Origin of the sequence: Blastopirellula marina, from assembly GCF_002967765.1 — a bacterium.
In the GTDB taxonomy this organism is placed as follows: domain Bacteria; phylum Planctomycetota; class Planctomycetia; order Pirellulales; family Pirellulaceae; genus Bremerella; species Bremerella marina_A.
On the sequence record NZ_PUHY01000004.1, the window covers coordinates 53,434 to 73,629 of the forward strand.

Annotated in this window: 14 protein-coding genes; 5 read left to right on the top strand and 9 right to left on the bottom strand. The window is 56.1% G+C overall.

What is annotated here, in order from left to right; translation table 11 throughout:
- Positions 1-60 precede the first annotated feature (60 nt).
- The gene (locus C5Y83_RS01735; RefSeq protein ID WP_105327928.1) at positions 61-1,065 is read left to right on the top strand and encodes a ZIP family metal transporter; all 1,005 of its coding nucleotides are present in this window, start codon (positions 61-63) and stop codon (positions 1,063-1,065) included.
- Positions 1,066-1,073: 8 nt separating this feature from the next.
- Here C5Y83_RS01735 and C5Y83_RS01740 read toward each other — a convergent pair whose 3' ends face one another.
- A complete protein-coding gene (locus tag C5Y83_RS01740; protein ID WP_105327929.1) occupies positions 1,074-1,862 on the bottom strand; it encodes a hypothetical protein in 789 nt (262 codons plus the stop codon).
- Positions 1,863-2,263: 401 nt separating this feature from the next.
- Here C5Y83_RS01740 and C5Y83_RS01745 point away from each other — a divergent pair, with 401 nt between their 5' ends.
- Complete coding sequence (locus C5Y83_RS01745; protein WP_105327930.1) at positions 2,264-2,893, top strand: DUF1080 domain-containing protein; 630 nt, start codon at positions 2,264-2,266, stop codon at positions 2,891-2,893.
- Positions 2,894-2,997: 104 nt separating this feature from the next.
- Here C5Y83_RS01745 and C5Y83_RS01750 read toward each other — a convergent pair whose 3' ends face one another.
- The 5 genes from C5Y83_RS01750 to C5Y83_RS01770 all read right to left on the bottom strand — a co-directional run bounded on the left by C5Y83_RS01750 (position 2,998) and on the right by C5Y83_RS01770 (position 9,802).
- Entirely contained in the window at positions 2,998-4,218 is a 1,221-nt protein-coding gene (locus tag C5Y83_RS01750) for a glycosyl transferase (protein ID WP_105327931.1), read from the bottom strand.
- 64 nt (positions 4,219-4,282) lie between these two features.
- Positions 4,283-6,022: an alpha-amylase family glycosyl hydrolase gene (locus C5Y83_RS01755; protein WP_105327932.1), complete on the bottom strand. Its 1,740-nt coding sequence runs from the start codon at positions 6,020-6,022 to the stop codon at positions 4,283-4,285.
- Positions 6,023-6,065: 43 nt separating this feature from the next.
- Positions 6,066-7,346, bottom strand: a complete 1,281-nt coding sequence (locus C5Y83_RS01760; protein ID WP_105327933.1) for a glycosyltransferase family 4 protein — start codon at positions 7,344-7,346, stop codon at positions 6,066-6,068.
- Between the two features lie 6 nt (positions 7,347-7,352).
- Positions 7,353-8,234 carry an HAD family hydrolase gene (locus tag C5Y83_RS01765; RefSeq protein ID WP_105327934.1) on the bottom strand — a complete coding sequence of 294 codons (882 nt, stop codon included), beginning with the start codon at positions 8,232-8,234 and terminating at the stop codon, positions 7,353-7,355.
- Positions 8,231-9,802: a hypothetical protein gene (locus C5Y83_RS01770; protein WP_105327935.1), complete on the bottom strand. Its 1,572-nt coding sequence runs from the start codon at positions 9,800-9,802 to the stop codon at positions 8,231-8,233. The genes C5Y83_RS01765 and C5Y83_RS01770 overlap by 4 nt, the downstream gene beginning before the upstream one ends.
- A 135-nt stretch (positions 9,803-9,937) precedes the next feature.
- Here C5Y83_RS01770 and C5Y83_RS01775 point away from each other — a divergent pair, with 135 nt between their 5' ends.
- The 3 genes from C5Y83_RS01775 to C5Y83_RS01785 all read left to right on the top strand — a co-directional run bounded on the left by C5Y83_RS01775 (position 9,938) and on the right by C5Y83_RS01785 (position 12,840).
- Entirely contained in the window at positions 9,938-10,516 is a 579-nt protein-coding gene (locus C5Y83_RS01775) for a sigma-70 family RNA polymerase sigma factor (protein ID WP_105327936.1), read from the top strand.
- A 10-nt stretch (positions 10,517-10,526) separates the two neighbouring features.
- Complete coding sequence (locus C5Y83_RS01780) at positions 10,527-12,185, top strand: serine/threonine-protein kinase (RefSeq protein ID WP_105327937.1); 1,659 nt, start codon at positions 10,527-10,529, stop codon at positions 12,183-12,185.
- Positions 12,186-12,423: 238 nt separating this feature from the next.
- Entirely contained in the window at positions 12,424-12,840 is a 417-nt protein-coding gene (locus C5Y83_RS01785) for a hypothetical protein (protein ID WP_146117592.1), read from the top strand.
- A 28-nt stretch (positions 12,841-12,868) separates the two neighbouring features.
- On the opposite strand, the gene C5Y83_RS01790 is transcribed toward C5Y83_RS01785, so the two are convergent.
- The 3 genes from C5Y83_RS01790 to C5Y83_RS01800 all read right to left on the bottom strand — a co-directional run bounded on the left by C5Y83_RS01790 (position 12,869) and on the right by C5Y83_RS01800 (position 19,961).
- Positions 12,869-14,638: a hypothetical protein gene (locus tag C5Y83_RS01790; protein WP_105327939.1), complete on the bottom strand. Its 1,770-nt coding sequence runs from the start codon at positions 14,636-14,638 to the stop codon at positions 12,869-12,871.
- Between the two features lie 101 nt (positions 14,639-14,739).
- The gene (locus tag C5Y83_RS01795) at positions 14,740-17,346 is read right to left on the bottom strand and encodes a PVC-type heme-binding CxxCH protein (RefSeq protein ID WP_105327940.1); all 2,607 of its coding nucleotides are present in this window, start codon (positions 17,344-17,346) and stop codon (positions 14,740-14,742) included.
- 413 nt (positions 17,347-17,759) lie between these two features.
- Positions 17,760-19,961 carry an esterase/lipase family protein gene (locus tag C5Y83_RS01800; protein ID WP_105327941.1) on the bottom strand — a complete coding sequence of 734 codons (2,202 nt, stop codon included), beginning with the start codon at positions 19,959-19,961 and terminating at the stop codon, positions 17,760-17,762.
- Positions 19,962-20,196 lie beyond the last annotated feature (235 nt).

A 20,196-nucleotide genomic window follows, 5' to 3' on the forward strand; every position in this document is an offset into this window, starting at 1 on the left:
TCCCCAAGCCGTACAGATGCGATTAGGGGAATAACCTTTGTTTTGGGTGTAATCGTCCACATGGTTTCGATCGCGTTGATTGTCATCTATTGCGTGCTAATCATCGCCGCTTCCCTACTGGGGGGATGGCTGCCGATGATCGTGCGCCTGACGCACACGCGAATGCAACTGTTGATGAGCTTCGTGGGCGGGCTGATGCTGGGTGTTGCGATACTGCATATGCTGCCGCACGGGATCATCGACGGCGGATCGGTCGAGTGGGGAATGGGCGCGTTGCTGCTGGGGCTGATGACCACCTTCCTATTGATGCGGCTGTTTCATTTTCATGAACATGCCCCGGTCGAGGTCGACTACCCCAGCAAGGTCGCCGGCGATCATCAGCATGGCGGCCACCAGCACTGCGATCATGATCACGGCGATCATGATCATGGGGGCCACGACCACGATGGCCACGATCACGATGGTGGCCATTCACACCAACCGGTCGCACACACCGCGCACGGGCATGCTCATTCGCACGCCGCTCCTAACTCGGAAATGCGATGGCTGGGCGTGTTTCTCGGGTTGTCACTCCATACGTTTCTGGATGGAATCGCCCTGGCGGCTGGCGTTTCGGCGGCCGGACATCACGAGTCGACTTCGGTCGTGGTTGGTTTGGGGGTGTTCCTGGGAATCTTCCTGCACAAACCGCTGGATGCCCTTTCGATCACGGTGATCATGCGTCGAAGCAACTGGCCGGTCAGTACGATTACGATCGTGAACCTGGGCTATGCCCTCATGTGCCCGCTGGGGGTAATGTTGTTCTTCATGGGCTACAACGGCTTGGAGACCTCCAAGCAGTTTATGATTGGGATGGCCCTCTGCTTCTCGGCTGGTGTCTTTCTGTGTATCTCGCTGGCCGATATCTTGCCGGAAGTTCAGTTTCACTCGCACGACAAGGGAAAGCTGACGGTCGTGCTGCTGTTGGGCGTCTTGCTCGCTTATCTGATTGGTTTCACCGAGCCTGGCATGCACAAGCATGAAGACAGCGTACCAGTCGAAATGATCGAAGCAAAGCAGCAGTAAGCGTGCGTCTAAGGTGTCCGCCGAATCTTTTCGTCGGCGCCGCGTCGTTTGCGTGGTTTCGGTTCGACCGGCGTATTGACGAAGACGATTAGCACAACACCGAGGATGATTCCGACAAGGACCATCGTCAGGAACGGAACCGGCGGACTCAAAGTTTCAAAGCCGTGCCGCATCGAGGTGCCGAAGATGGTCGCCAGCGTGACGACCGGGAAAAAGAACGCGACTAATATGTTCAAGCGATAGGCAGAAATCGCCATACGGTGACTGCTTGCCGCTTGCTGTTCGGTTCGTTGAGCAATAAGGAAGTCGAGTTCATTCTTCGCCTCGCTGTGCAATAGCTCGGCCGAGCGTTCCAGTTCGTAAGAGCGATCGCGAAAGTTGATCGCGGCCCGATCGTGGCCGATCAACTCGCGTGCTTTCTGCAGCGTGTTGTGCAAGTTTCGCGTCGCACGCAACAGAGGCGAGAGCTCGCTGATCACTCGAAAGTAGTCTTCGCTTGATTGCGCGTCTGCTTCCGCCTTTTCCAGCTTGTTGATCTCGGTGTTGTACTCCTCCAAATGCTTTAGCATGGCGGTCGGACCTTGGCCCAGATCGCTACTGATCCACTTCCCTTCCGGGTTTCGCCAAAAGTAGCGTCCACTGCGGACTCGTTCGCCTAGGCGAGGAGGACGATGGGTGACTAGCAGCACATGGCCATCGGCCTGCATCACACGCTGACGGCCAGGGCCGTCTCCTAAGCGTAGGCGAAAGACTTCCGGCACTTCCCAGCTTAGCGGCAAAACAGAGGCGTTACTCATGACCTGGGGCTCCCGCCGATTAAGGCGAAAAGTAGGGGGTAAATTGAGAATGCTTCTCAGAGGCGATTCGTTGCAGACTTCAAAAAATAGCCGAATTTCGCCACGAATCCATAAAAACAGCTCTCGAATCCCGAGGAATCTTGTCGGCGAGGTAGGATTGAACCAAAATCGGTGGTTACTTTAGGCACTGCCAGAAAATGCCATCGCGCTTCGGAGGGCCGGAAGCGAGCCGCTGGACGGTATCGCGATCATCCCATCCTCTTAGCGGACGAGCGAGTTTTCTGGCAGAGCCTTGCGTTTTCCCGACTGCTGTGGCGGTTTCCGCCAGGTTGGATCCCCCGTAAACGCGAATCGTTTTTTTGGTTCATGAATACAAACTAGATTTCAAAAAGGAACACTCCATGTTGAAACGTTTGGCGGCTGGTGCCGTTGTTTGTTTGATGTTGGCTGGCGTGGTCTCGGCTGCGGAAGGTGAATGGAAGTCGTTGATGGACGGCAAGTCGTTCGACGGCTGGAAGATCAGCGAAAACCCCGAGTCGTGGTCGATTGAAGATGGCGCGTTCGTCGCCAAGGGAGAACGCAGCCACCTGTTCTATGTGGGTGAAGACAAGCCGTTCAAGAACTTCGAGTTCAAGGCCAAAGTCAAAACCGACAAGACCAGCAACGGTGGGATTTACTTCCACACCAGGTTCCAAGAGACCGGTTGGCCCAAGTATGGCTTCGAAGCCCAAGTTAACAACACGCATGGCGATCCGAAGAAGACGGGCGGTATCTACTCGGTGAAAGACGTCATGAATAATTCGCCTGCCAAGGATGGCGAGTGGTTCGACTACTACATCAAAGTCGACGGCGATCACGTCGTGATCAAGATCAACGGCGAAGTCACCGCAGACTACACCGAACCGGAAGGCACCAAGCCAGGCAAGGATTTTACCCGCGTCCTCGACAAGGGAACCTTCGCCCTGCAAGCCCATGATCCAGGCAGCACCGTCTGGTTCAAAGACATCGAAGTCAAGCGTCTGCCTGAATAACTTCGAGTACGTAAACGAATGAAAAAAGGCCGCGATTGCCGATCGCGGCCTTTTCTTTTTCTTGTTCCCACCAACCTGCCGTCATGGGCGCAGTTGTTTCTCGCTTAGCTATACTCGGCGGCGTCTCCTTCGACCATGCGGCGAAGGGTATGCGGAAAGTCTGGGATCGCACTGCGAACGCGTGTCCAGGTGGGCATCTCGTGGGCGACCACTGGGTTCTCGAAGAACTCTTGCCCGCACTGCGTGATCAATTGAGCGAACCCTTCCACCGATTGCTCTTCGCTGTGTCGATCGAAGCCAAGCCCGTTGATCACGGCGTCGGCGTGGTACTGGCGAATCGCGTCTTGGGCGGCCCGCAGGTAGGCCGACTCCAGCGTGTTGAACATCCCCATGCTGAACACGATGCCACGGCTGGAAAGCGTACGGAAGATGCTGTGCAGGATGTCCGCGGTCATCTTCATCAAGCCACGCTTGGAATCTTCCAGCGAGATTGGCTGGTGTTTATGTTCGTACGGATGTCCCAAGTCGATCTGGCAAATTCGCTTAGGGGACGTATTGCGAAACACTTCGGCCAATGTGCCGACTTCCAGACCCCAATCGCTAGGAATTCGATTCGCCCGGACCAAGGTCGACGTGACGGCGAACTCGCCTGACAGGGGATAACGGAAGCTGTTCAGAAAGACCAGGAAGTCATCGTTCCCGATCACTTGAATCAGAGAACGCAACAGGGGCGTCATTAACAGCCGGACGACACGCCCGTGCATCTTATCGGTGACGCGGGCATAGTACGCTTTGCAGAAATCGAAGTCGAACGCCCGGTGTGCCATCGGCAAGCAAAGCCGCATTAGCATATCACGGTGGTAATTGACGATGTCGCAATCGTGCAGCGCCATCGCTTTAATTTCAGGGTCGGCCAGCAGGTAACCGAATGCAGCCCAAACGGCGCGTCCCTTGCCAGGAACCGAAACGTTGAATCCGGCATCGGTCAACTGTTGTAATGCGGCGACGCCGCGGGGGCCATCGGTCCACAACACGCGGCACATGTTGCCAAGCTTCGCCGTTAACTGACGACACTCTTGATAATCTTCAACATTGGGTGCGCGGTTCAGCACGACGACGATGTTCTTGAGGAATTTCGTGCCTTCCAGTTCGTCCATGATCTGGGCGAAAGCCGGAGCACGCATATCGCCGCTGGTCACCGGCAGGATCAAGCCCATCGGGTATTCACTGGTCGCGTCGACCAAGGTTTGCTCTAGCTGCTCGGAATCGACCGTACCAAAGTCGTGCAGCGTCGAGATCGGACCATGTTGGATAAAATCGGACAAGCTGTTCGCTCCTGCGGAGATGTGGGGTTAGGAGAGGGTGCCGCAGCAAATCAAGGGAACGTTGCTACTGGTCAGGCTCGGTAAGCCAGACGATTTGATAAGGATCGAGCGTGATCCCCTGCCCTTCAACAACATACTCGTCGCTGATCAGATCATACGTCAGGGCATGGATCTTGGGATCACCCAGCGGTAACGCTTGCAAACGATCGGTCAGGTTGGCTAACACCAGAATCGTCTGGTCCCCATCAGGTGACGTTCGTTTGAAGCCGAAGATCGAAGCATGCCCTGTGGGGAAAACTTCGCTTGGCCCGTCTGGGTGAAACGCCGATTGCTCGACCCGGGTACGCAGTAGGTTCTGGTAGCCGGTGAAGATTTTATGCTGCAGCGATTCGTGCGCTGTGATTTGATTCTCAAGTTCCAGTCGCTCGAACTTGCGACGATTGATTCGTCGAGGAATGCCACTCTCTTCGACCCCCGCTTCATAATTTCTCGTGCCGACCAGGCTGTGGAAATAAATCCCGGGGATACCTTTCATCGCCAACATGATGGCCTGTGATGCGAGGAACCGTGTGGCGTGATGTTCTGGACTGACATCCCCCGGCTGACCCATGGCATCGACGTAGGTAATGTTCAGTTCATACGGTTTCTGCGAACCGTCGGGCATCGTCCGCATACCGACCAGGCCGCCGCGATCGTTGGTGGCGGTTACTAATTTGTCGAGATGCTCTTGCGGAACAAGCCCTTCCAGCGGTCGCACGCCAATCCCGTCGTGCGAGGCCGTGAAGTTGAAGTAAGTGGTGCCATTGGGAATGTCGTACAGCGACGCCATCCACTTGGAAAGCACCATGGCGTCTTCGTTCAGATAGGCATCGTATAGAAGCGGTGGCAAGCTGAACTGATAGACCATATGCGCTTCGTCCGCCAGTCCGAAGTAGCTGATGTTCTCAGGATGCGGAACGTTGGTCTCCGTGAGCAGCAACACGTGCGGTGCGACGATCTCCGTTACTGTTCGGAGCAGTTTGACAGCCTCATGCGTTTCGTCGAGGTGGAGGCAAGATGTGCCGATCGTCTTCCAGAGAAACGCAATCGCGTCGAGCCGGATAATACGAGCACCGTTCTGCACATAGAACAGCAGCACATCGGTCATCGCCAGCAAGACTTCCGGACTGCCGTAGTTGAGGTCGACTTGATCAGGGCTGAACGTGGTCCAGACATGCTTTTCGCCGTCGGCCGAAGGGAATGGAGTTAGAAGCGGCAAGGCCCGCGGGCGGACGACCATGCTGAGGTCGGTTGCCGGATCGACGTCGATGAAAAACTCGTCGTACGGTTTTTCACCGGCCAGGTACTTCTGGAACCATTCGCTCTTTTGCGAGCAGTGATTCGCCACGAGGTCGAATGCCAGATTGAAGTCTTCCGCCAAGCCGAGCACGTCCTGCCAGTCGCCCGAGTTTGGATCGACATCTTTGTAGTCGACGACCGAGAAACCATCGTCCGAGGTGTAAGGATAGAACGGCAGCAGGTGGACCGTGTTGATGCAGTCCTGATACCCGTGATGGACGAGGAACTCGCGGAGGATCGCCAGGGGATGCTTTTCGCTGTGATCCGAGCCGTGGATTTGATCTGCGTAGGTGATCAGCACGACGTCGGTTTCGTCCCAGCCGGTACGTTTGGGCTCGGGGATCTTCGTGGAGTAGCTTTCCAACAAGTCCAGCAGCCGCGGCAGAACATCCGTGGCGACCGGCTCGCCATACATGCGAACCAAGTGCTGCTTGAGTTGATTTTGTTGTCCTGATGAGCCGACCATGGAACCTCTCCTATTCGGTATCCTTGTCGAGCTGTTTGATGACTTACAGGTCGTCCATACCAGTGAAGTTGGTCACCAATGCTCGCAATTTCCGTTTGAGCACCGAGTAGCTGAAAAATCGCTTGCCCAGTTCGAAGTTGTGCTCCACGACTTCCTGGCGATACGCTTCGTCCTCCATCAGGTTCCGAACCTGGGTGATGACGTCTCGTGTGAGATAACCATCCATGGTCACCACTTTGAACCCCTTTGGTTCGATGTCGGTGACGAAGATGGAATACCGATTCACGAGAATTGGCTTCTTGAAGTAAAACGCTTCGATCAATGCGTTGCCGAAACCTTCGTACAAGCTTGGATAGCTGATGAAGTCGGCGGCGGCGTAACAGTCGCCCAGCGTATACAGCTTCTTGCCATCCTCGGCGATGCCCCGTTCTTCACCCACGCGTTCGGCGACGAAACGGATGTCGACATTTTGTCGATCGGCCATCTCTTGCAGGGCGTTCTTGTATTCGTCCCCTTCGTCGCCTGATTCGTGCGTGACGACCAGTTTGTACTTGGGGTTGTTCAGCGAATTGACCAAGGCAATCGCATGCTCGATCCCTTTTCGCGGCACAACGCGTGTTGGCTGCAGGATCACAATATCATCATACGATAATCCGATGTCTTCTTTAAACGATTGAGGGTAATCGTCGTGGACCGGCGGGTCCTCGAAGTCGAGAACGTTGGGAACCAGGATCGACGACTGCCCCTTACGGTGGGAAAGGTCCATTTGCCCAGGCAAGTTAATCGTCACATGTTGAATCGAAGGCAACGTCGGTGGAAATGCCATCGAAAGAATGTCACTTACCGCGTTCACGCTAAAACGATCACGCTCCCAGTAGAAATCGTGATGGTGCGCGATCGTGGGGAAACCGGTTTCCGCGATGAACATCGTGATCGCCACGCCCAGTGGAACGTTCATCGGAATACAAAGCGCATTCTGCACAATCATCACTTCGATGTTGAAGCGACGCGTGAACTCGTACAAGGTGTGCTTCAGGTATTCGGCCAGCGCAAAGATACGCCGTGAAACCTCGGGATCGCGGGTGGTGGTTCCGAAGATCCGGCGATTAATCCACTGGATATCGGGATGGCCGAAATAGGCATGCGGAACCAGGCTGGTGATGTCGGGATTGGTATCCATCTTCCCGCCATACCAGTAGCTGACATGTTTGTTGTCCCACAGGACCTTCGCCCATTTTGCCGATTCCAGCGAAACACCATCGGTTCCGGCAAAACGAGTCCCCACAAAGCCAATATTGTGCCCTGTGATTTCAGGTACGTTCATAGTGGTTTATCTCGGAAGGCAGGCCAAAATGTCTGAAAGTCTTGTGAGCGTTACATCAGGTTGAATTGGCAACATTCGAGCATCATCCTTCCGCAGTCGAAGACTGCGTTGATCTCCCGCGAAGAGAGCAGTTTTCATGCCAACTTGCGAAGCGGGTTGGACGTCGTTCAGCATATCGTTGCCAACATACAGAATATGACACACATCAATTCCGGCGCCGGCCAGCGATTGGGCCGCAGCCGAATAAAGGGCTTTTCCGGGCTTGGCCAAGCGATGCTGGTAGGAAAAAAAGCAGTTCTCCGGCTGAAAGCCATTTTCCTCAAGCGTGCCTCCGAGGAAGTATTCCACGATTTTCGGCGTAAAGAACTGGGCATTGCTGATAATTCCGAGCGTTAATCCGCGTTCTCGGAGGGCCCCAATCACCTCCGCCAGGCCTGGCATGGGCCAGACCGGATTCACCCGCGATTCAAATTCCAGGGCAAAGACCGCTGGATCAAAATCGTCCGGAACGGTCACCTGCTTCTTCCGAATCGCCGAGGCAAAAACTTTTTGCCAAATCTCTTCCACGACGATCTCTGGATAAGAAGTGCCTCTTTTAGTGGCAGTTTTGTGATCACCTTTGATCACCGAGTAAAACTGCCCCACCATGTCGTCGGCCGGCATCTTGCTGGTCACACCGCATGCTTCCCAAGCCGCCTCCAGGCAATCTCCCTTGGACATTTCCATCGCCGTGCCGACATCGCCACTGCCGCTCACCAACAACGTGCCGTAGATATCGAAGACTACCGCGCGTATGCCAGGTATCTCTTTCAATTGCGGCTGAAGCTCGGTCGGAATTGGCTCGAGCGGGTGGCGGTTGCGGTCGAGGATTTCCGTCAGGCGGTTCATGAGCTTTCCAATCGCACGGGATGAAATCGAGCCAGATCGACAAACTGATTTAAGATGTCGCCGGCGCCCTCGAACGGGCGAACCGGACCAGGCGTTTGCTGCATCAACTTCGTGTATTGTTCCCGCAGTCGCTCGCCCGTGTCACGTAAGCCGAACCGGGCCAACACGACTTTGGCGTTGGCGGTGATGGTCGCCTCGAAGTTGGCATTGGGTTGAACCAATGGACGCATCACTTGTTCGTTGGCATCGACAATCGACTCCGCCAGGTCTTTGTCCTTGGTAACGGCATCGATGACCTCCCGCTGCGTCTCGGTGGTTAGCAGGGCGAAGTCGATCCATTCTTCGTTTAGCCGTTGATCGAGTTGTTCTTCGGCATGTGCGAGTGCAGTGGCGTCGAGCTCGAAGTCGTTCAGCACGTTACCAAACAGTTCCAGCATTCTTTGACGATAGCTGCTCACGGAAAAGACTTCGTGCCCGTCGATCGGCGAACGAACCGGGATCCACATCGCCGCGGTCAAGCTATCGAGTCGGAGGCCTGCCTGCTTAAAGTCATCCGAGATCTCCGGCAGATCTCGCCCGATCAGCAAGTTATTGGTTAGCCACGCTTCCAGAAACACCATCCCGAAACCTTCCGCCACGCTGGTGTTGATAATCGCGTCGGCAGCCGCCAGGTTTTCGTGAAACGTCAAACCATCCTCACCACCTACATCAAACTTGCAAGGCAGGTCTCGCTCTTCCGCAAACTTCTTCCACACCTCATACGAAGTCAATTCGTCCGGGTTAACCGGCGCCAAGGTTAAACCGAACGTCGCCGGCCTGGGCGCTAGCGCCGACCAAAGTACCAGTTCGCCCACGTTCTTACGGCGAATGCCTCGCACGGGATAAAGGATGAACGGTTGCAGCTCCGGAACGGCAAACTTCTCGCGAAGTTTCTTCCGCGCAGCGGCATGATGTGGAAGCTGCGAATAGGGCTGGACAGGGTTGGGAAGCCAGACGAGGTGGCTTTCTTCGAAGCCGGCGCTTTGCAAGATCTTTCGATCGCGCGAATTGAGCACCGCGTAGTGGACGTGTGGGGCTTGGAAGTAGACCTCTTGCATGCCACAGCCACGCTCGGCGTAATAAGCGATCTGACGGCGATAATTGTCGGGTCGGAAGTCTTCGGCGAAGTCGTGCAACTGAAGCAGCAAGCGATATCCATCAGCGGCCAGCTTGCTGAGCGCATCGGGCCAGGAAACGTTCTTGCCGAGCGTATGGTTGTGCACATGCAGTAAGGTGTCGTCGGGCGAAAGATCTAACCGAGTCAGCGCCGCAACCATGTCCTGATAGGGTGCTTCTGGGCTGGACTGGACAACCGTGTCGTAGTCGATGCTGGAAACGACTTCCAGTTCAACACGTGCTAGCGCTGGTTCTTTCGCAGTCGGCCAACCCGTCGCGCGACCTCCATAGAAGACGACAATTCGCTCGAAATTCTCGTTTGCGCCTGCCTCATGCAGCGACCGCAGGTGATTCAAGATCACCTGGGTGACGCCTCCGCGGTTAAGGTGATGATGCACGATTGCCAGATTCATCGCGAGATTCCGTCTTTGCGAGCCATTTTCGGGCAGTGCATTCTCTGCCGCCTTGTGGACTGTTAAGCTAGACTTGGTAGGCCGGAGAATCAAGTCGGCCCCCCTACTCTGCCTCCTCTCAGGATTCTGATTTTCATGAGTGATGACGTCGAAAGCTTGCTCGCTTCTCTTTCCGAAGGGAACCAGGCCGCGGCGGACAAACTTCTGCCGGTGCTGTACCAAGAGCTGAAAGGCATCGCCAATCAGCATATGCGGAACGAACGTGCCGATCATACGTTGCAAGCGACCGCCTTGGTGCATGAAGCATTCCTGAAGCTCGTCGATCAGAATCGTGTCCAGTGGCAAGGCAAAGCCCACTTCTGTGCCGTTGCTTCCAACATCATGCGGCGCATCCTGGTGGATCATGCGCGCACCAAGAACGCCGCCAAGCGGGGCAAAGGGGCCCAGCGAATCACGTTGGAAGAAGGGCTCGTCGCTGGCGATCCCCAAAGCAACGTCGACTTGGTCGAGTTGGACGAGCTGCTAACCGAATTGGCCACGCTCAATCCGAGACATGCCAAGATTATTGAGATGCGCTATTTCGCCGGGATGACCGTCGAAGAAACGGCTGCCGCGCTCGACGTGTCCGTTTCGACGGTGAAAGGAGATTGGCGAATGGCCAAAGCGTGGCTTACTTCGCGGATGGAAAGCGACACCGAGACTTCCGAGGACTAGGCAGCATCCCATGACACCGGATGACTATCAACTGCTTTGCGAGGCCTTTGACGAGGCAATTCAATTGCCGCCGGAAGATCACCCCCGATTCGTCACCACACGCTTCACCGATCGGCCTGACTTGGCGCAGCAGCTGACAGAAATGCTTTCGGCCGACGACAACTCTGCCCTCGATGTCTCTCCGGTGCATCAACATCTTGCCAGTCCTGACCTGACGCCAGCCACGGTCGCGCTCGATCCCGATAAAACGGCCATCACGTACCGTAACGGGGAAGCCATCGAAACGTTGCCCGGCTATCACCTGATGGACGAGCTTGGTCGCGGTGGGATGGGGGTCGTCTTCAAAGCTCGGCAGCTTTCGCCTGAGCGGATTGTGGCGGTCAAGATGATTCTCTCCGGGCAATTCGCTTCTGCCCAGGAAATTCAGCGCTTTCGTGCCGAAGCCGAGGCGGCCGCGAACCTTTCGCATGCGGGGATCGTGCCGATTTACGAAGTCGGCCACTTCGAGGGGCGGCACTTCTTTTCGATGGGGTACGTCGAAGGACGGAGCCTGGCCGATGTGATTCAGGAAGGGGGACTCAGTTTCGAGCGAATCGCCGAATTGGTGCTCGAGATCGCCCAAGCGATGTCCCACGCGCATTCCGTTGGCATTATCCATCGCGATCTGAAGCCATCGAACATCTTGCTCGATGCCGATAACCATCCCCGGGTCACCGACTTCGGGTTGGCCAAGCGGATGGATGGCAACTCCGACATGACCTACTCTGGTCAGATCCTTGGTTCACCTGGCTACATGGCCCCTGAGCAAGCCTCTGGTCGCAATGACTTGGTCGGTGAAGCGACCGATATCTACGGACTTGGCGCGATCCTTTACGCTTTGCTGACCGGCAAGCCACCGTTTGCGGCCAGCAACATGATCGACGCGCTCGATCAAATTTGCACGATGAATCCGATTTCGCCTCGTAAGCTCAACTGGCATGTGCCACGAGCGTTGGAAACGATCTGTTTGAAGTGCATGCACAAAACGCCCTCGGCTCGCTACCGCAGCATGAAGGACCTGGCGGCTGATCTGGAATCGTTCCTGCGTCACGAGCCGATCCGTGCCAAGCCGCTGGGAATCGGTGAGCGAATTGTTTACTGGGCCCGTCGCAAGCCAGGCTTGGCCAGTCAGTTGGCCTGCGTGATCTTGTTTTTCATCTATCACGCGATCAGTTCGTACATCATTCACGAGGAGGTTTCGGCGCAGCCGTGGTTTCGCGTCACGTCGGTGGGATGTGCCCTGGCGGCTGCCACCGGCGCTTGGTTTTTCCAGCGGATGTACGAAAAGCCAAGTACTCGCCAGGTAGCGATTTACGGCTGGATGACGTGGAACTTCCTGCTGCTGACCAGTCTGTTGTTCTTGGTGAAGGGGGCGGCGAGTCCTCTGTCGCTCGTCTATCTATTGCTGACCGCTGCTAGCGCAACGCTGTACGAGAAAGGGCTGGTCGGCTACACGATGAGCCTCGCCGCGATTGGTTACATGACCCATGTGCTTGTCGGAGCGACGATCCGACCTGACGCGGCGGTCGACTTCTATCAGGCAACCTGCATGATGCTGACCATCATCATTCTGGGCATGATCCAGTACTTCGTCGTTCGCCGCATTCGTCGGTCGATGGAAACGGAATAGTTTCCTCTGGGCTACTTTTCGGGGCGCAGAAAACGGCTGCTGAAAAAAGTTTCTAAATCGTGCAAGCCGAAATCTGCGCTGAGCTTAGGACGAACAATTGGTCCACGCCAACGAGTCAAAAAAGCGGATTGTAAACTTAAGCATGGTATACATGTGTCCATGTTGTCGGGTGTGGATTCAGCACACTCGAAATTGCCATTTGCCTGTAGTTTTTCTTCTTCGTCGAGGCATCAAGATCATGGTTCGTTTCGCCATCACCCCAGAACACTGGCAAGCCGCTCTTCAATTCCCAACCCAGATCGCATTGAGCCAAACGGAAACGACCGCCGTCCGGTTACAAGCCGCCAGGATGGTACAGGCAATGCTGAAGATCCTGCTGAAGGAAGCGAAAGACAAGGACGAAATGCGCGAGACGGTTGAAGCCTTTGTTCCGCAGCAAGCGAAGCAACCGAACGTTGCCACCTCGGAAGAGAAGGATCCTTCAGCCGGCCATCCAAGTGGCCACGAAGAGAGCTGCGTGACCTTGGCTGACACTGCGCAGCCCAAGAATGCCTTGGCAACGCCCAGCCAAGCGATGCCTGAAGATGTTGACCAGACGCGGCCACGATACATTGGCCGCGTCGGTCCCAGGAAGCTGCGTGGGAAACGGAGGTGACCTGCCACCCCTGCCCCTTTGTTGATCACTAAGGCCCACCCACCACGGTGTACTGGGCGGTGGAATCGCTCGGCTTGGTCACCACAGCGCGGAAGGTCTTCTCCTTCAATTTGCGGGTGTCCAAGCGGAACGTGATCGTGTGACGGCCAGGTAAGACGTTGGCCGAGATCGATTCATCCCCCTTGAATTCGTCGTCGATGATCCACACGGTCACGCCTGTGGTTTGGTTCATCTCGACACCGATTTTGCCACCATCGACGACTTCGATTTCCGCTTGCAGGAAGAGCACCGGGCTTTCGATTTCGCTCAGCTCGGTCAGCGGCAATTCGCCGTTCACCTTGCCGTAGATCGGCAACCAGGCGTCGGCGTCGAGGTCGGCAATCTGCGATTCGAATTCACCCGTCGAAGGTGCGGCTTCTCCTTGCAGGACCGTGGGCACTTCCTTCATCACGCGCCACCGTTGGATGGTTGGCTCGCTGCGAATCCCGTACGGACCTGGTTTGCCAAGCTCCGACACATAACAGACGAGATCCAGAAATTCGTCTTCGGTCAGAAAATTAGCGAGGCCCTTAGGCATCAGCGATCCGCCTTCCTTTTCCAAGTCGATATCGTCGGCTGGGATGATATCTTCCTTGCCGTTGGCGTCCTTTAGCACGACACGATCGTCGTTCGCGTCGACCACAACCCCTTGATGGATCTTGCCGTCGAAGTCGATGATCGTCTTCATCAGATACGCTTCTTTGACGGCCATTTCGGGAAAGAGAATCGAGTTAATCACGTAATCGACGGGACTAGTCGCACCGACTGGACTTAGATCCGGACCAATCTGTCCGCCAGCGCCACTGATGGCGTGGCACTTCAAGCAGCTGAGATCTTTGCGGCGGAAGATGTCTTCGCCACGCTGGGGATTTCCCTTCTCTAAAACCTTCGCCACCAGCGATTGCAGCTGTTCGTCGGTGAGGGGTTCTGGATTGTTATCGATGCCTGCAGCTGTGCTGAGCACATTCACCAGGGCTGCATCGGAACGTCCCACCGAGTACATTTGGCGGAGGCACATCTTGGCGATATCGCCGTCCAGCTTCTTTCCTTCGAGCGCCTTGGCCAAGGCATCAGGCCCTTTGGTGTCGGCGAGAAACGCATCAATCATGTCGGCCGGGTCGGTCGAGGTATCGGCGGTGGTCAGCACGTCGGCTGCGGCCTTCGCGGCTTGGTTGATGTCGATGTTGGCCAGGGCCGAAACGCCCAAGTAGCGAATCGACAGCGGTTGGCTGGCATCGGTCAGCTTCGCCACGGTGGCAGACGTATTGTCGCTTCCCGTTTCGATGAGCGAATCGATCGCCAAGCGGCGCAGTGTGCGGGGCTGATCTTGATCGAGAGCGATTTGTGAGAGGGTATCGGCCGTGGCGGTCACCTTCCAAAGCCCGGCCAGTTCGATCCCGAGCTTCTTAAGCTGGGCATTATCGCTGGCGATCAGTTCGCTCACGGCTGCCAGGTCGCCGGTCGGGACCAGGTTGCGGCTCTCGCTCGCTTTCTTCAACTGCTGAAGGGTTTCCAGTTTAAGTGGTTCGCTGAATCCATCCGGCTTAGTGGCTTCCTGAAAGAGGACACCCAGGTTCTCGGCATTGCCCCGTTCGGCGATCATGCCAACCACGGTGCCCACACGCGACTCTGGCAGCTTGCCGCTTTTCAAAAGACGGACCATGCCGTCGGTCGCACCTTGAGCGGCAACGTGCTGAGGGGCGGCTGTCAGTAGCGCTAACGCGATCAAACAGCCAGGAAGAAAGAATCGATTCAACATGGTGGTCAGTTCCAAGGGGAGGCGGGGGATCGATCGAAAAAAAGAGCCATCCTCGACGAAGGAGGATGACTCTCGTTTGCGTCACGCACGGCGGGCGCGATCTAGTTTTGCTTGGCCTTCTTTTCGAGCGTGGCCAAGGTTTCTTTCAAGGTGTACTCGAGATAGTAGTCCTGATCGTGGATCAGCGATTCGAGTGCGATTTCCTGAGCTCGGTTGACATCGTCACCGTCGAAGAAGCTCAGGGCTCGGATTGCTTCCAGGCGAACGCGCGGATGCTCGTCGTTGACCTGCTCTTGCAACATATCCAGTGCGCCATCAACGCGATCTCGCCAGTAGCACAACACGCGGGTCGCGGCAGCACGGGCTCGATAGTCGCTATCGGTCAGCATTCGCTTCAGCAGATCACCGTCGACCAGATCCAGGTTTTGCTTGACCCACAAAGCTTCGAGCATGTGGTGAGCGTAGTTCGGATCGTTCTTGTCGAGCTCGCTGAGCCACTTGTCGATTGCCGAGGCAACTTCGGGATTGTCGTGCTTTCGCAGTTCCCGACGCACTCGATAACGGGTGCGGTATTCGGGCTCCTTCAACAAATCGAGCAGTGCTTCAACCGGTTGGTCGGCGATCTCGGGTGCCTTGACCAGGTCGTTACCGGTGTAGCGAATGCGCCAGATGCGACCGTGATGCTTGTCACGCTTCGGATCACGCAGCGAGTGCTGCATGTGACCGACTAGTGGGTTGTACCAGTCGACAATGTAAAGCGCCCCATCGGGACCGAACTGAATATCGACCGGGCGGAAGCTGGTATCCTTCGAGACCAACAGCGGATCGACCGGATCGGCATGGAAACCGCTGCCTTCGTCCTTCATCTTGTACTGAAGAATGCCTTGGAAGCCGATGCAGTTGTTCAGCAGGTAGTTGCCTTGAGCCGACTCGGGGAAGTTGCGGCTGGAAACCAGTTCGCAGCCAGCGGTCGGTCGCCACTGCTTCTTGAGGAACTGTTGCATGCTGCCATGCTTCTGTGGGTAAACGACATCGCCACTGAAAGCGGTTCCGTAGTAGTTGGCACCGCCGGAGGCATCGGCAACGAAGTTTTGTCCCCAGTCGTCAAAGGTGTGACCCCAAGGGTTGGCAAAGCCGTAAGAGACGAAAATGTCGAGCTTGTCGGTCTTCGGCTCGAAGCGGAAGATGCCGGCGTTTTTGACCCGTTCCGGACCGTAAGGCGTTTCGACCTGGGAGTGATGGAAGGTGCCTTCCTGGAAGTAAAGTGCACCGCCAGGACCCCACGTGAACGCACTGATCGAGTGGTGGGAGTCGGCTGAATCGAAGCCGTGCAAGATCAGCGTTCGTTCGTCTGCCTTGTCGTCGCCATCGGTGTCCTTCAGGAACATCAGATTCGGCTGTTGGGCCACGTAGGCTCCGCCGTCACCGATTTCGACACCGGTGGGCACGTGCAAACCGTCCGCGAACGTGATGCTTTTGTCGGCGGCGCCGTCGTTGTCGGTATCTTCCAGAATCAAAATCTTGTCATCCGGAGGCGTGCCCGGCAGGTACATCGGGTAGCTTTCCATCGTGGTGACCCACAGACGCCCCTTGGCATCGAATGCCATTTGAACCGGATTCTCCAGTTCCGGGAACTCGACTTCCGAAGCAAACAAGTTGATCTCGTAACCTTCCGGTAGCGAGAAGGTCTTTTGTTCGGCTTCTGGCGAGAAGATATCGACGGGGCGATTCACGTTAGTTTCGATACGGGTGAAATCGCCTGTGTTGCTGTCGTCGACCTCAGCCGGAACCGTTTCGCCGTTGGCGACTTTCCAGATGCGATGATCGCGGTTAACGATCATCTTGCGCAGCTTGTCGAACTCGGCCGGGAAGTTAACGACACCAAAGGGGTTCTTACGACCACCGTAAATGTAGTAACCGTTGACCGCGCGATGATCGTAGAAGAACTGCAGGTCCTTCTCTTTCACTTCTGGATAGAGCTTGGCCAGATCGGTCTTGTACTCAGGGGCTGGGCCGAACAGGCTTTCGTCCAGTTGCTTACCGAACTCTTGGTAACCAGCGTCGTTCAGGTGAACGCCGTTGATTGTCAGGTCGGTGTCTTGATCCATGGCCGGTTGCATGGCCGTGAACATGTCGGCAAACGGGACTTCGTTCCGCTCGGCGACGGCGGCCATTAGCTTGGTGTAGGCGGCGAGGTTCTCGTTGTTCTGCTTTCCATCTGGCAGAAAACGGGAGTGCATGTCTTCGTGCGGGATCGGCGAGACGAGGATCAATTGCGGTGTCTTGCCGCGATACTTGGTTTCTTTGGTGTCCTTGATGAACTGCTCGAGATCTTTCTCGAACTGCGGCAAACCATCTTTGCCGGCGAACGACTCGTTGAAACCGAAGAAGGCAAAGATCACGTCGGGAGCATGATCGGCCAGACGCGTGGCGTGGTCTTCAAAGTCTTTGCTGCGCGGGCGAAGCGTCAGTTCATCGGCCGACCAACCCAAGTCACGCACCGTCAGGTTCAACTCCGGGAAGCGTGCTTGCAGGCGTGTCTCGAAGTGGGGGAAGTACTGCATCCGTTCGGCCAGCGTGTTGCCGATATAGACGATCTTGTCTCCCTTCTTCAATTCCAATTGCGGGGCCGCGGTGGCGACCGAAGAAGCGAGCAGCGACACGCTGAGGCCTAGAATCAAGGCCGCGAAAGACGTTGGTCGGGTCATGATGTTCCTGTGAATTCCAATGGGTTGAAATGCAAGCATGGAGGCGGATGGGAGGCATGTTCACAACGCGATTCATTCGTCGTTGGCACCCCATCGCAGGGAGGCAGGTTCGTTCGCGGCGAGAAGGTTGGCACGAAGGCGTAAAGCGAGATGCCTGTCGTGGCATGAACTCCTCTTTTTGGAGGAGATTCGCATCCCGACACGAACCTCCCAATTATAGCCCTGAGAATGCCCGGCTTGAAAGATTCAGCGGTCGATTTGAGAATCTTGTCGAAAGCGTGGTTGTGGCCGGAAATGGCTTGCAGTGCGAGAAAAATCAGCGTTAATCGCGTGATGCCACGTGATAGAGGAGAGCTCGCTCGAACCGAATTGTTTCGAGAATGAATTATGAAAAAAGCTGATAGCAGATCACGCTAACGTTTCTCGCTCTCAATCCCCGCGAATGCGGGTCGCGTCCCATGCACTCGGAGGATACGTAGCACCTCGCACACTGTCCCGGCGTCGCGGTTGAGATGCGTATGTTTCGAGTTGACCATAATCTCGGTTTGTACGCCCGGAATTCGCGCGCTGGAAACGGGCACCACACCGTCGCTTTGGCCATCATGAATCGTCCACCAGCCACTACCGACAATCGTATGCGCCGGAACGCCAGGGGTGAGTGGTAAGCGATGGATACCTTCCAGCAACAAACTATGGGGGTTCACCAGGTCGAAGCTGGTCGGGATACGCGTTCGTAATTCCTTTCGGAACGCGGCCGGATTGTCTTCGATCAACCGCTTGTGAGCTTCGACCAGATAGGGCGATTGATGAACCAGTGACGCCGAGACATGACTCAGCTTGCCGCACGCATACGACGAACCTTGGTGAGGCGTTCCGATAAAGATCACGCGGCCCACACTCGGCGAATGATTGAAGTAGAACATCCGCCGCAGGTAGGCACTCATCTTCGGGTCGGCATCTAACGTGTTGACCGGTTGGAAGGCCACATGTTCCCACAGCGTGTTCGCGCTGTCGGTCACTTGCAGTTTCGAGAGGAGCCCGCCCATGCTATGCCCGACGAGCACGACGTTTCTTAAGTCGCGATCAAATCCGCTGGGATCCATTTCCTGAATCAGGTCGTGCAGTTGTTCACGCATGATGGCCGCCGTTTCCATGAACGGTGCCCCGGTCGGATAATGAAACGCCCAGATCTCGTACCGCGCAGCTAAGTCAGGGTTGCTGTCGATCTCGTTGGCGATGCCTGCCCAGGTATACGGTGCGGAGAGCAATCCATGCACAAAGACAACCGGGATCTTTCCTTTACGATGCGGCTCCATGATGAATAGCCCGCGATCTTCGACGTTGTCCATCGGATGCAGCGCTTCCAGCGAACACTCGCCACGCGTGTTGCTCAAGAGAAACGCATACGGCGCGGTAGTGTCTTTGGCCAGCGGCACCTGGCGGCAATTGAGTTCGACGTCGCCTGATTGTTTCGGATCGTACAGTTCAAGCCGAGCCACGACCTGCTCGACGTGTGTTCCGTCGGGAATGGCCGCTTCCGTGGTGGCATCGAACGCTTCGACTTCGCATTCGGGGCGCAGGATGGCCGTGGCGGCGAACGGAAGGCGATCGGGATACCAGCGATCGTTCTTATCGCGAATGCGTTCAACCACCAGCGGCACGCCAAGGCCAGGCGACTTGTGCTGAGTCAACACATAGTGCGATTTATAGTTGCCAACGACATGCCAGCGATCGAAGTCTGCCGCTGTGCGCTGGAAGTTGATGTATTCAAATTCAACAATTCGATAGCTGCCGTTGACCGGCAGCTTGATGCCAACTTGTTGATCGATGTGTCCTGTTTTATCGGCGATGAAGATCAAGCGAGCGATCGACGAATGGTACACTTCCCAGGCCCGGCCGGTGGCTTTCGTGGTCTTAGGTTGCGGCGGAACGAGTTGCAGATAGCGATACGCCGCGATCGCTGCATCGAGGAACATGTTCATTGCCGACTCGTCGAGCTGCTTGTCGGCATCGACCGCCATGGCGTAGTAGGTTTCCGCCTGGCGAAGCTGCACGTCGGCCGATTCGGTTTGCGGAATCGGTTGTTCGCGGATACTCGGCATGTACAGCGTTTCCCCTTCCGCCAGATCTTGTTGGAAGAACTCGGGGCCAGGCTCGAACATCGGATCGCTGAACTTCTGCACCGTCTGCGGCGCTGGGGTGTCGATTTGTTCCCCGTCTGGTCGCAGCAGGTTGGGCATCGACGAGGCCCGGCCGACCGGCTTGCCAATGACTTCTTCGCCCAGGTTGGTTGACGTTTCTTGATAGGCAGCGCGTGGCTCGATTTCTTCTTCGAAGGCGCACAATTGGAATGGACTGGGCGGGTTGGCTGGCGGTTCGTAAGTAGCCAGTGAAATCGAAGCGGCTTCCGTCGCAGGTGCTTCAAGTGAGGTGACGTCGCATGGGTTGCACCAGATCCCAAACGGATATTGCGCCTTCGGATTCGCTTCCGGGCAAGGAGCCACCATCTTCGGATCACCCCAGCGACCTTTCCGGCAAAGAGCGCAGCCTGAGGCGACCTGAAGAATCAGAATCGTGACGCCCAGCATGGCGATTGTCGGCTTCCAGCGGACCACAGAGATGCTTCCTGCAAAGTAAGGTGGGGAGTTGAGCACGAATGCTTATTGATGTCTGTGCCGAAATCCAACCTGGTAACAGGCCGATTTGCCATGAATCCGGGGTTTCCGTTGGTCGCCCCTATCAGATTAATGGCGCAGACTTCAATAACGTAGCGCGGCCCTTCGCCGAAGCAGCGAGACTGCGGGCGAAATGAACCGCACAAGGTTACCCCACAAACAAGGTCCGCGCAGT